The 13442-nt window shown below is 45.0% G+C and carries 10 protein-coding genes; 9 read left to right on the top strand and 1 reads right to left on the bottom strand.

What is annotated here, in order from left to right; translation table 11 throughout:
• Positions 1-57 precede the first annotated feature (57 nt).
• Positions 58-327 carry a hypothetical protein gene (locus CH367_RS13895; protein ID WP_002993672.1) on the top strand — a complete coding sequence of 90 codons (270 nt, stop codon included), beginning with the start codon at positions 58-60 and terminating at the stop codon, positions 325-327.
• Positions 328-476: 149 nt separating this feature from the next.
• Here CH367_RS13895 and CH367_RS13890 read toward each other — a convergent pair whose 3' ends face one another.
• Positions 477-2480: a helicase gene (locus CH367_RS13890; RefSeq protein WP_100763107.1), complete on the bottom strand. Its 2004-nt coding sequence runs from the start codon at positions 2478-2480 to the stop codon at positions 477-479.
• A 169-nt stretch (positions 2481-2649) separates the two neighbouring features.
• On the opposite strand from CH367_RS13890, the gene CH367_RS13885 reads away from it, so the two are divergent.
• From CH367_RS13885 to CH367_RS13850, 8 genes are all read left to right on the top strand, one after another.
• Positions 2650-3951 carry an ABC1 kinase family protein gene (locus CH367_RS13885; protein WP_100763106.1) on the top strand — a complete coding sequence of 434 codons (1302 nt, stop codon included), beginning with the start codon at positions 2650-2652 and terminating at the stop codon, positions 3949-3951.
• On the top strand, positions 3948-4199 hold the full coding sequence (locus CH367_RS13880) for a FeoA family protein (RefSeq protein ID WP_100763105.1): 252 nt from the start codon (positions 3948-3950) through the stop codon (positions 4197-4199). Before CH367_RS13885 ends, CH367_RS13880 begins: the two co-directional genes overlap by 4 nt.
• The gene (feoB, locus tag CH367_RS13875) at positions 4186-6300 is read left to right on the top strand and encodes a ferrous iron transport protein B (RefSeq protein WP_100763104.1); all 2115 of its coding nucleotides are present in this window, start codon (positions 4186-4188) and stop codon (positions 6298-6300) included. Before CH367_RS13880 ends, feoB begins: the two co-directional genes overlap by 14 nt.
• Before the next feature lie 9 nt (positions 6301-6309).
• The gene (locus CH367_RS13870; RefSeq protein ID WP_100763103.1) at positions 6310-8265 is read left to right on the top strand and encodes an LTA synthase family protein; all 1956 of its coding nucleotides are present in this window, start codon (positions 6310-6312) and stop codon (positions 8263-8265) included.
• A gap of 15 nt (positions 8266-8280) precedes the next feature.
• On the top strand, positions 8281-9279 hold the full coding sequence (locus CH367_RS13865; RefSeq protein ID WP_100763102.1) for an N-acetylneuraminate synthase family protein: 999 nt from the start codon (positions 8281-8283) through the stop codon (positions 9277-9279).
• Positions 9272-10414 (top strand): M23 family metallopeptidase, encoded by a 1143-nt coding sequence (locus CH367_RS13860; RefSeq protein WP_100763101.1) that lies wholly within the window; start codon positions 9272-9274, stop codon positions 10412-10414. Before CH367_RS13865 ends, CH367_RS13860 begins: the two co-directional genes overlap by 8 nt.
• 358 nt (positions 10415-10772) lie before the next feature.
• Positions 10773-12473 carry a flagellar basal-body MS-ring/collar protein FliF gene (fliF, locus tag CH367_RS13855; RefSeq protein WP_100763100.1) on the top strand — a complete coding sequence of 567 codons (1701 nt, stop codon included), beginning with the start codon at positions 10773-10775 and terminating at the stop codon, positions 12471-12473.
• Positions 12473-13441: a FliG C-terminal domain-containing protein gene (locus CH367_RS13850; protein WP_100763099.1), complete on the top strand. Its 969-nt coding sequence runs from the start codon at positions 12473-12475 to the stop codon at positions 13439-13441. The genes fliF and CH367_RS13850 overlap by 1 nt, the downstream gene beginning before the upstream one ends.
• Position 13442: the final 1 nt, after the last annotated feature.

Here is a 13442-nt window from a genome sequence, read left to right as displayed (position 1 = left end):
ATCCGAACGATCGCAAAAACCCTTGATTTTTCCCCCCTTCCTTTTAGTTTGCACTTTATGGAATGGGAAAAGATACTCCGGGACTCCGTTAAAGACAATAAGATCAAGGAATTGCATCTTAGAAAAGTCCCCACTCTCAAAACCTGCGACGATTGGAGCAAGGTTCGAGAGATCGGTCTGATCGATCATAAGACCAAATACGCGCATTATAAAGGAGGACTCGTTAAATACGGCGAAGCCCTCTTTTTCGTAACCGACGAGAGACTGCAAGCGATCGCTCCGTATCGCAAATGGGAATTCAAAACCAAAATCAAAGTGGAAGAATAATTCTCACCGAACCCGGGCCGTGATCCAACGGCTCGGAATTCTCCTCAAATCCGCCCTTCTTTTCAAGAATCCATCCAAAAGAATTGAACACGACTCTTTCCGATCCGGAAAGAATTTAGAATTTTTTAGAAATTAAAATCAGACTCGGTTTAACGAGTCAGATTGACGATGAGATTGAGTTTTTCGGAAACCGTGATCACGTCTTGAACCCGGTTTTTATCCACGAGAACCGCAGTCGGACCGATTTCATCCAGAACAATCTTCTTACCTTTGATCTGACCGAGCAGAAGTTCCATCGTATTCTGATCCTTCGTGCGAACTAAAACGCAATCTTCGGTAATATCGACGACCGGAAGATTTCCACCCCAGTCTTCCAATAAGAAGAGAAGGTTTTGCGCAAGATCGGCCTTGCTCGAATTCTTTAAGAAGTCGATGAACTCGGAAGGTTTATAACCGAGAAGAATTCCCAACTGAAACGCTTCTTTGGTAAGAACGAACGTATAAACACGATCGTAGTCCTTGAGTTCCGTAAATGCCTTGAGGATATGAAGACCGTGAATCGAAACACGATCCGGAAACGCGATGATCGTAAAGTCCGGGTTGATCGTGATCCCGCCCTTCTCCGTTTTGTGTGAAAGTTCTCCGGTTTGGAAAAAGTATTCACCCAATTTGGAAAGACCGAGGAAACGATTCGGATATTCCACTTCCAAAAGTCCGAACAGATGCAGATAAAAAATGGCGCTCATGATTTCCTTACGGAGTTCCGCAAGGTCGGACTGAAAATTCTTGGTCCTGAATCCGGGAGAAAGAATCATGTGTTCCCGAATGATATTGGAAAAGATCACGGATAGATGAATTCGTTTCGCCTTGATGATGAGGCTCACACACTTATCCAGTATCGGTTTATCGTAAAAAGGCATTTCGGTCGCCGTAAAAACTTCCGCAGGAACGACACGTTTCATACGCGCTTCGTTCACCTCGTGTACGACGAGTTTCATGATCTCGAATATATCTTTTTCGTTAAACCCGTTTACATCCCCTTTCAGAACGATGTTTTCACCCTTGATGTCGACAAGATTCAAAAGTTTTAATACGGGTAGAATCAGTTCCATTTGATAGATCTGACTTTTTTCCGGGAAAATTCCGATATCCGGGTTCAAAAGTTCCTGTTCGGTTCTTTTGTGATCCGCTTGTTTCACCTTTCCGGATTTTGCAAGGACCAACCCTTTACGGCTGATATAGGAAATCAGTTTTTTGGTGTTGAGAAAGAAATCGAGATCGTTGGCCGCGAGTTTTTCCGTTCTTTGTTTCGTTCCCTTTTTTACGGAAGGAAGAATCGGATGAGTCTGAACGTATTTTAAGATTTCATCGGGGATCGCGAACACGCGTACGAACTTCTCGTCGACGAAACAAACGTCCATGACAAGTCCCTTTGCGATCAAAGCCGGAACGATTTGCTCGTATTTGCCTCTGCTGGTAACGACAAAACTACGGATGTCTTCCGCTTCGGAAACCCCGCCGCTCAAATAAATACGAACCACGGTATCTCTTTCCAAATCGGCGAGAGATTGAAGATTGAGATCGATCCCCTCTTCGGAAGACGCGAGAGTATAAAACTTCTTAATGGAATCGATTTGTTTCGGAGACTTAACGGCCACCTTCCACTCGTCCGATATCTCGGTCGTCTTTTTGCGATCGAGATATTTTTCCAAAGAGATCTTATACTTGTCGCCTTTGAGATTCTGATCCAGCGGAACCAGATCCGCGATCTCCTCAAACGCATGATATTTATCTAAATTATTGGTAAGACGTTCGCGGTTCTTTCTCTGATAAACGAGTTGGTATTTTCTAAGAAGGTTCAACTCCATCTCGACGTTGATCGGAGGAATGTTCACCTTTCTCGAAATTTCTCCGAGAGTCAGAACGTTTTTATTCTTAAGAATGCTGGTATAAATCGTAACCTGAAGTTGAGTGAGTTTTTCAAGAACACCTTTGAGATAGAATTCGTCCTGAAAGGTTTCGTAAAGATAGGCTACGTTCTTATTCTTTTCTTTATAAGGAAGTTTTGCAAGATTCCAAAGAGTCGCTACTTTCTTCAGGTCGTTGAGTTCAAGTTTATCGAGTTCTTGAAGTAATACTGAATCGCTACTCATAAGGGAAGATACGCCGGACGGAGTATTTTATGTAGCCATAATCAGAATTTGAGTTCGTTCGTAAACAAAAAAGCTGTTTTGACCCGCAGGCAAACCCGGGAATTCTACGGTTTTTTAAGGCCCCGTTCTGTAGTTGTCATTTGAATCGAAGTGCAAAATCTTTGTGAATATGGCCGGTTTTTTTGATTCCCTGAAAATGGGTTTTGGCGGTGCCTCCCGAATCCTGAACAGCGGTTTTGTATTTTCCACCAAGACCATTCTTCTCTTAAAAGATCTCGCTCTTGGCGGAGATTCGATGGAAACCTTTCCGATCCGTCTTCGGGAAGCGTTCGAAGAGTTAGGCGCCACCTACATCAAGTTAGGTCAATTCATCGCATCCGCTCCTTCCTTATTCCCGGACGAGTTCGTAACCGAAATGCAAAAATGTTTGGATTCGATTCGACCGATTCCGTTTACAACGGTCGAGAAGATCGTTCAAAAAGAACTCGGCGGTAAACTCAGCGATCATTTTTACAGCGTGGAACCGGTTCCGATCGCTTCGGCTTCCATCGCACAAGTCCATTCCGCCGTGACCAAGGACGGACTCGACGTGGTCATCAAGGTTCAAAGACCCGATATAGAATCCACGTTATCCGCGGATCTAAATCTGATCTACTTTACTTCCGTTTTATTCGAGAGATTCGCGCCGGGTCTTAGCAAGTCTGGGATCTCCGATATGGTGGAACAGTTCCAAACATCCATATTAGAAGAAATTGATTTTTATAAGGAAGCCGACAACATCGAAGAGTTCGAAAAGGAACTTCTTGCGATGGGAGAAACAAGAGCTCGTGTTCCCAAGGTTTATAGAGAATTATCCACGAAAAAAATTCTTACCATGGAACGTTTTTACGGGGCTCCGATCACGGATGAGAATTCCATCCGCAAGTATTCCTCGGATCCGCAGAAAACTTTGACCGAAGCTCTTGAGATTTGGTTTTCGACTCTTGCAAGAAACGGATTCTTTCACGCGGATGTACATGCAGGAAATCTAATGATTCTTCGGGACGGAACAGTGGGCTTTATAGACTTCGGTATTGTCGGAAGAATTTCTCCCCGAGTCTGGGACGGTTTGATGATTTTTTTGGAAGGTTTGAGTTTAAACAGAACCGAAAAGATCGCAAAGGGTTTGATCCAGATGGATTCCACGGCAAAGGGCGTGGACGAAAAGAAACTTTCCAAGGATTTGGAAGCCGTTTTTACAAGAATGACCGAGATGGTTATGAAGGTTCAGATGGGCGATTTAGAATCTTTGGACGATAAGAAGTTAAACGCGATTCTTTTCGAGTTCCGTGAAATCGCGCAGAGAAACGGCCTGAAAATTCCGAAAGAATTCGGACTTCTGATCAAACAGATTCTCTACTTCGATCGTTACGTAAAAACCATGGCCCCGGACATCGATCTCATTCGGGATCGTGATAAATTTCTAATATGATGAAATTGTTAAATGAATTGGAAAAAGGTCAGGAAGCCTCCATTCTTTCCTTAGTTTCTCAACCCGGTAAAGAGGATCTTTTCAGAAACATCTTGGACATAGGTCTTCTTCCCGGAACGAGAGTTTTGATCCTCGAAAAATATTCTTCCCAAAAAAAAATCGTGCTCCGCGCGGGTGAAGTGGAAATCGCGATCCGAGAAGGTGAAGCCGAATTGATTCAAATAGGAGATATTCGTGGGTCACTCTAACGTCCAAACGCATTCCAAAACCTCCCGGATTTTGATGGCCGGAAATCCGAACTGCGGAAAATCCACCCTATTCAATCGCCTAACAGGGCTTAGACAAAAAACCGGAAACTATCACGGGGTCACCGTGGAAAAAGCGGAAGGCCTTTTGTCACACGCGGATCATTCTCTCAAGGTACTCGATCTTCCGGGCGCGTTCAGTCTGGGTGGAAACGCGGAAGACAAACAAGTCACAAGCAGAGTTTTGATCGGTCACGAAGAAGGAGATCGGATTCTTTTCGTGATGGACGCTTCTCTTGCGGAAAGAAGTCTTCAGTTCTTATTACAGATTCTGGAACTAGACGTTCCAGTATTGGTCGCCGTGACGATGAAGGACGTTCTTGAAAAAAAAAGAATCTCCTTGGACTTGGATTCTCTTTCGAGGGAATTCGGAATTCAGTTTCAATACGTAAATCCTAAATCCGGAGACGGGATCTCCGAACTCAAGGACCTGATCGTTTCACCGGGTGCCTTTCGTCTTCCGATCAAATCCTTTCAATGGGATGGCGATCGTGAAAAACTCCTGAACGGTCTTTTGAAATCCCTCTCCTCAGAACATTCAAATTCTTTAAAGTTCGTTTTGATCAATTCCTTAAAGGAACTTTCGGGTGAAACCTTGCAGAAAGGTCTTCCCGGAATTTCTCTTTTTCCCGAAAATTCTCGGGAACACATTCGGAAAGAATTTTCTCGTTTCGGAAAAACCTTCACCTATCTCGAAGAGCTTACGCAGAAGTCGATGTATATCAAAAAGGTTTTGGGAAATGCGCTCTTAGGAAGCGCGAGTGAAAACGAAAGAGTTCTTTCGAAAGCGGATAAAATTCTTCTACATCCGTTCTGGGGTCTTGTTTCTTTTTTGGGAATTATGGCCTTGGTCTTTCAGGCGCTTTTTACTTGGTCCGAAACTCCGATGGATTGGATCGAATCCACCGTTCAGAACCTCGGAAGTTTTGTGGGAAGTTTTATGGAAGAAGGCCCTCTTCGTTCCTTGATTCAAGAAGGAATCATAGGCGGGGTCGGCGCGGTTTTGGTTTTTGTTCCTCAGATCAGTCTGTTGTTTTTATTCATAGGAATTTTGGAAGAGACCGGTTATATCGCAAGGGCTTCTTTTGTGATGGATCGGTTTATGGGAAAGTTCGGTCTTTCCGGTAAATCGTTTATTCCACTTTTATCTTCGGCGGCCTGCGCGGTTCCCGCGATTATGGGAACAAGAACGATCGAAAACAAATCGGATCGTCTTACCACGATCTTAGTCGCGCCCCTCATCACTTGTTCCGCTCGGTATCCGGTTTATGTTTTAGTGATCGGCGCCATTTTTCCCGCGGGAAAAATTTTCGGAATTTTCAGTATCCAAGCGCTTACGATGCTCGGACTTTTCCTTTTAGGAATGATCGCATCCATGGTTGTCGCGCTCGTTTTTAAAAAGACTTTTTTCAAATCGGACGCCTCTTATTTTTTGATGGAACTCCCGGCATACAACACACCTTCGATCAAAAGTCTCGGGATCACCGTATTCAAAAAATTGAAAGCGTTTCTGGCGTCCGCGGGTCAGATTATTCTTTTTATCTCCGTTCTACTTTGGTTTTTGGCGAACTATCCGAGAATCGATTCGGGTCTTCATCCGAACGCGAGCGACGCCGAACTGAAAAAAATTCAGATCCGAGAATCGTATGCGGGTTCCGCCGGAAAATTTATGGAGCCGGTTTTAAAACCGATCGGTTTTGATTGGAAGATGGGAATCGGAATCATCACTTCGTTCGCCGCAAGAGAAATCATGGTTTCCACACTTTCCATCATCTACGGGGTGGGCGGGGAAGAATCGGACGACGATTTGAAAGAGGCGATCCGCAAGGACAGGGACGAAAACGGAAAACCCGTCTGGGGAATGAGAAACTCGGTCAGTCTTCTTTTGTTTTTCGCCTTTGCTTGTCAGTGTATGTCCACTCTCGCGGTCGTTAAGAAGGAAACCAATTCGATCGTATGGCCTTTGTTTATGTTCGGATACATGACGGTTTTGGCATATTCGGCTTCTTTTATAGTCTTTCAGATCTGGAACCTTTTCTCATAAACGACTCGGATGTTGAAACGAATTCCTTCCAACCTCCGAATCGTTGCGGGTTTTACGATCGGTTATCTGATTTTATTTCTCGTCTATAGGATCTGTTTTCTTTTTGTTTTTTCTTCCAAATTCGGATCTTCTTCCGTCTTGGATGTGTCGCTCGCCTTCTTAGCGGGAATCCGTTTCGATCTTTCGGTTTGTGCGATTCTTTTAGGACCGTTTTGGATTTTATCGGCGATCCATCCTTTGAATCGATTTCGTTCGTATTCGATCTTCTGGGGAATTGTACCGATTCTTCTTTTCTTTTGGGCGGGCGCCCATCTGATCGGTGACGTTTTGTATTTCGGTGAAACAAACAAACACTTAGGTTACGAGGGGTTCGTATTTTTAGGTTCGGAGTTTTGGATCATTCTCAGATCCTTTTTCGTAGGACATACGACCTTGGCGATCGTATCATGTCTTACAATTCTGATCCTTCTACCTTTTTCAATTTTCAAATACATTCAAAAAGAATTATACGTTTTCGACCCTTCTCGAAAAAAATCCGAACTTCTGCAGTTATTGATCCTTCCTCCGGTCTTATTTCTTCTCGTCCGAGGCGGAGTTCAATCCAGACCTCTGCGCGCGAGCGACGCGATGATATCGGAAACGTATATAGTCAATCAGCTCGTTTTGAACGGGATCTTTACGTCCGTCATGGACATTAAGAATCAGTCGATCCCTCGAAATCTTTTTGTTCCTTACGAGAATTCGATCGTTTCCGTGCGTAAGGAAATCGACTACAAAAACGCAAAATTCGTTTCGGAAGAATATCCGATCCTGCGTGAAACCGAGGAAACAAATCATGAAACTCCACCTAACATCGTTTTGGTGCTTCTCGAAAGTTGGACCGGGAAATACGCGTATACGAACGGAACGATTCTCCCTCAAGGAAAAAAGATAGCCCCTCATTTCGAAAATTTAATCCGACAAGGGACTTACTTTCCTTCCTTTTTCGCGAGCGGTGGAAGAACGACCAACGGACTTCTTTCTACGTTAACCGGAATCCCGGACGGTCCCGGCTTGACCGTGGTTCGAACTCCCCGGATCTTAAGCAATTTCGGCGGACTCGGTACGATCCTAAAATCGGTCGGATATGAAACGTTCTTTCTACACGGAGGGGACGTAAACTTCGACAACATGAATTTTCTTTTTTCTCATTGGGGCTTCGATACCATTCTTGGTCAGGAACATTTCGATTCTCTCGGCAAATACAAACCGGGCCCTTGGGGTTATTACGACGGGGATTTGTTAAGCGAATTACACGAAATCCTAATGCGTAAAAAATCTCCGTTTCTTGCGGTGACCTTGACGTTAACCACTCATTATCCGTATAAAACTCCGGAACGCGAAGACGAGGTTTTTTCGTCTCCGCTCGAAGAAGCGGACTACTTCAACGTATATCGTTATGCGGACAAATCGATTCATAACTTTTTGGAAAAAGCGAAGAAGGCTCCCTACTTTAAAAACACCGTGTTTATCTTCGTGGGCGATCACACACATCATAGAAACCTCGACTATTTCGAAGATCGCAACATTCCGTTTTTAGTATATTCTCCCGGAAGAATTCCCGCGAAGATCGATCCGCGTATATCCTCCCAACTCGACGTGATTCCGACAATTCTCGGAATCGTGGGAAAGAAGGTTCGATTCTCCGCTATGGGAAGAGATTTGTTAAGCGAAGACGTTTCCGGCGGGGTCGCCTACTTCGCTTTCGGAAATTTCATCGGTTGGATCGAAGGGAATTGGATTTTTTATAGCCTGACCGACAAGGTCCGGATTTCCCCCTTTTCCATTCAACCTCGGATCGGTGAAACGGAAGAATGTAAAACAACACCGGCGAAATGCGACGCCTATCATCTCAAAGCGAAATCTTTTTGGAACTTAAGTTATGAGCTGATGAACTCCAATCTTATATATCCTCCCAAAAAATAAAAACGAAGTAGAACCATGACATTTAAAAAAGAATTCTCACTTTCCTCGGATCTGCGAGTCGGTTCCGAACATCCTCCGATCGTAGTCGCGGAAATCGGCCTCAATCACAACAACGACGAAGAGGTCGGCAAACGCACCATCGCCGCCGCAAAAAAAGCCGGGGCGCAAGCCGTTAAGTTTCAATCCTACGTAACGGAAGAATTTATAGACGTTCACAATCCGGACGCCAAGATCCTCGTGGATATATTCAAAAAATATGAACTATCCGAAACGACCCATAAAAAGTTTCAGAAAGCCGCACAAGACGAAGGGCTTGTCTTTTTTTCGACTCCGTTGTGTGTAAGTTCTTTACATCTTCTTGCAAATCTGAAAGTTCCCGCGATCAAAATCGCGAGCGGAGACGTGACGAACAAAACCCTTTTGGAAGAAACGGCTCGGACAAAACTTCCCGTAATTCTTTCCTCCGGAGCCGCGGACTTTTTCGAACTCAGCCGTGCGATTTCTTTTTTGGAACAGGAAGGAACCGATAAACTCTGCCTATTACACTGCGTTTCGTTGTATCCGACTCCTCCTGAAAAAGCGAATCTCAAAGTAGTCGAAACATTCAAAAATCTTTATACGTTCCCCGTGGGATTTTCGGATCATACCGCGGGAAGTATCGCCGCAAGCGTCGCGGTTTCCTTAGGCGCGTCCATGATCGAAAAACATTTCACGTTGGATAAGAATCTGGACGGACCCGATCACGGAATTTCGGCGAACCCGGAAGAACTCAAAGCGGTTTGTGAGAACGCTCTGATCGCCTGGAAGATGAAAGGAAACGGAGAAAAAAAACCTTGGCCCGATGAAGTAAACGGAAGATTTTTCGGAAGAAGAGCCCTTTACGCGGACGCAAAAGGTGCGCCGATCGCCCTTAGACCCGATCTCACACAAAAGGATAAACAATATCTGGATTCCTGGGAAACCGAAAAAACGAATCGATTGAAGGCGGAACCGGGCAAACCCTTTCATGTATAATTCATTCGATTTTTCTAAATTAAAAAATTGGAAGGTAAAGGTCGTATTAACGGCCCTACTCGTTTCCGTTTCCGCGATCGCCGCCCCTTCCGCGTACGGGAACCTGGGTTCCGAAGTGGACTTTATCGATTTTGGACGATGGACCACGGCTCCGTTCAGCTATTCGGTTTCGTCTTCCTTTTCCACGGAGTACGGCGGTTTTAATCTTTTCGATTCCGATCCGAATTCTCATTGGTATTCCTCCAATCGACCGGGAAGCGAATGGATCATCGTGGACTTCGGTTCCAAACGACTCATCAACGGTTTGGAAATCACGGTTCCGTTGTTTCGTAAGGAAAGGGCCGTAAAAAAATACGAAATCCAGGTTTTGATCCGGGACGACTGGAGAACCATATTCACAAATCAGAATGTGGATTTGATCAATTTTCATAAGCTGGAGAATTTGGACGCTTCCGTTTTGAGAATCTACTTTCCCGATACGACCGAACGTGGTGTCGTCATCAGCGATCTGAAACTTTTTCTCAATCAAAGACTTTTGAACGGAATCGAACCCAGACTCAGAGGTTATACATTTCCAGTTCCGGGCGGACTCATTCCGAGTTTCGACTTTCAACTTCCGAACGCACCCCGAGTCTATCGCAACGGGGTTCATAAGGGAATCGATATATACAAAAAGAAAGATGCGGACGGTCAGATCCGAAACCTAAACTTTCAGGATGAAGCGGTCGCTCCTGCGGACGGAATCATAGTTCGTGCGGATCAATCCTATTCTCCCATGACGCTTGCCGACTACGAATATCATACCGCTCAATCCCAAAAAGGAACCGTAACCTACGTGGAAAAGGATTTCGGCGGAAGACAGGTTTGGATCGATCACGGACACGGTGTTATGACGAGCTTCAATCATTTGTCTTCGATTCGAAAGAACGTCAAACTCGGAGACAAGGTGAAACAGGGAGAAGTCATCGGTAACGTCGGAAACTCGGGTTTGATCGAAGAAGCGAAAGGTTCTGCGGATAACGTTCATCTCCATTTCGAAATCTGGGTCGACGGTGAATTTTTCGGAAACGGAGTCGCACCGGCTCAAGTACGGAAACTGCTTCAATTCTTTTTCAAAAGAAGCGGCATAGACTAACGCGTAAGCGATCGATATAAACTCAACAGAACGACTTTCTATGGATCTCCGTTTTGGAGTCAAGAAATCGGAATTCGTACATTATAATATTCTTACGATGGCTTCGATTTCTTGACTCAAGCCGAGAGCGCGGTTTTTCTCAGCGAGAGCGGAGAAAAATTCGCCCCGTTTCACTACACAAAAATTCAGTACACGAACCCTCTCCCCTAAACACATTCAAAATAACGAATACTCGCAATCCACTGCGCTTAACATTTGTGTACTGAAATAAATTTTTGTAAAAAAATTTGAAAAGGGATTGTACTTTCTTTCCGATATTTGATTATGTCCCGTATTGTAAATTCGGTGGAGATTCGTTATGCCTGAGCAGTTACAGAAAATCTTAAACAACGTCCGGGAATTTTTTACTACCCTGGATACGACCAAAAAGCTTATACTCGGTGGAGTGGGCTTAACCGTTTTGATCGCGATCGGAATTCTTTCCACGATCTCGCTTCAAAAGAACCGTGTGGTTCTGTTTAAGGACTTAACGAGCAAGGACTTCGCCGAGGTGACCAAAAAATTGGATTCCCTCGGTTATGAATACGGCTCATCCGATACGAGCGTCGTCACGGTCGATCCGGAACAAAGACAGGAGATCGTAACCAAACTCGCACAGGAGAATTTAATTCCTGCGGGAGTTCAAGGTTGGGAACTTTTCAACGTGGATAAATTCACCGAGACACAGTTCGACAAGGACATCAAAAAGTATCGCGCATTAAAAGGTGCGATCGAACAATCCTTGATGACTCTTCGCTCCGTGGATAAAGCCTACGTCAACATCGCATTTCCCGAAGACGAACTTTTCACATCGAACGCGTCTCCCGTTAAGGCTTCCGTTATCCTCCACTACATTCCCGGAGTAGAATCTCTTTCCAGAAAAGAAGTCAAAGGGATCGTAAACTTGGTTTCCAGAGCGGTTCCTAAGTTAAAACCCGAAAACGTAAGCGTCGCCGACGCGGACGGTAAAATCGTCAGCGACTTCGAAGAGGATTTGGAAAAGGAAAGACTCGAACTCAGAATCGTTCAGGAAAAACTGAGAATCGGAGAAGAACAAAGAATCCAAAGATTAATCGACATGAGAAACACACTTCGTTGGTTGCTCGGCGGCGAAGAAAGAGTCGATATTACACGTTTTGAATATAACTTAAATTGGGACAAAGAATCCTACAAAGACAACTCCGTTTCACCGGTTGTCGCGATTCCCGATAACCCAAACACTCCTTATTCCGAATTGAAACTTGTGGACGGATATTCTTTGAAAGTTTCCTCCAAAGAAACCAAAGAAGACTTCAAAGGTAGAGGATTTACTCCGGACGGACCTGCGGGAACCGAGCCGAACATTCCTCCGGGATACAAGGACACCGACTATCAAAAATCGGAATATAGCAAATCCGAAAACATCAACAACTACGAATTCAACAGAAGAGTTTCCGAAGTTCAAAAACAACCTTGGAAAGTGGAGAAGGTAAATCTCTCCGTTGTCATCGACGGTATGTGGGAAAAGAAAGAAAGAGAGGACGGAACCGGTTACGACCGCAAATACGTTCCGGTTTCCGACGATGAACTCAGACAGATTCGTAAAAACCTCGAAGCCGCAGTCGGTATCGACAAGGCGAGAGGGGATCAAATTTCCGTAATCACGATTCCAAAAGACAGATCGGCTCAGTTCGCGGCGGAAGACGAAGAACTCCGCAAGCAGAAAGCGATTCGTCAGATGATCATCGCATCCTTAATCATCATTCTTCTGTTGATCGTAAGCATCCTGGTTTACAGAGCGGTTAAGAAAGAAATCGCAAGAAGAAGAAGACTCAGAGAAGAAGAACTTGCGGCTCAACAACAGATGATGAGAGAAGCGGCTCTCCGAGTCATGGACGAAGGCGGAGCCGAAGTCGAACTTTCTCTGGACGAAAAATACAGAAGAGAACTTCTCGAAAACGCGATCAACCTCGCAAGGGAAAAACCGGAAGAAGTCGCACAACTTCTCAGAACATGGCTCTCTGAAGAGGAAGCGAGCTGATGAATTCCCTGTCCTCCAGACAAAACAGAGCGGGAAGTCTTCTCCGGATCTTGGGAGAACATCTCCCTCCGGAAGTCTACCAGCACTTAGGTCCGGAAGCGACGGGGAAACTTCTCGAGACGTTTCACAAAACCGGGAAACCGGATTCGAAAGAAGAGAGAGCGGTTCTCTCTTCTTTCTTAAACTCTCTCTCCAAAATTCAAAAAGAAGAAAGTATCGATCCGGAGAGTATGAATCTCATCCGAGAACTCGAAGCGCTTCTTCGAGAAGAAAAGGAAGAAAGAGACCTTCTTCAAGAATTAAAGTCAAAAACCCCGGTTGAGATTTCAAGAATCGTTTCCGGCGAAAAACCGGGCATGATCGCCTTGGTTCTTTGTTTTGCAAATCCGGACTCTGCCGCCGCGGTGTTAAACGACTTCCCGGAAGCGATGAAAGAGGAAATTCTCATCCAGATCCACGATCTGGACCTTTCGAGCGAATACGAAAAGAATCGCTTGGAACGTTTTTTGAAGTTCAAACTCGAGGCTTTGGCCTTAGAAGACAAAAGTCTTCCGATTCATAACCCGATGGGCAAGAAGGCCGCGGATCTTTTGGGGCGATTGCAACCCGGAGATTCTCAAAAAATCTTCGATCGGATCCGCGAGAAGCGCCCCGGTTTTGCCGAAAATATAATTGAACACTTCTTTCGGATGGAAGATCTGTTATTCTTGGAAAGAGAACCGTTGAATCGGTTCTTTTCTTCCTTCCATCCGATCGTCCTCGCGTGCGCGCTGAAAGGTACGGAAACGGAAGTTCAGGTCGCCATTCTTGAAAAACTGGAACCGGCGCTCTCTTCTTCCATCCGTCTGGAATCCGATTCCATGGGTCCTATCAGTCTCGCCGAAATGGAAACGGCTCAGAACGGAATCTTAGAAAGACTCCGGGACGAAATCGAGGAAGGAAGTATCAAATTTTGGAGAGCGACTTAAC

The organism is Leptospira barantonii (assembly GCF_002811925.1).
Lineage (GTDB): Bacteria > Spirochaetota > Leptospiria > Leptospirales > Leptospiraceae > Leptospira > Leptospira barantonii.
The sequence above is the reverse complement of the archived record's forward strand: the minus strand, read 5'-3'. Positions and strand labels throughout refer to the sequence as shown.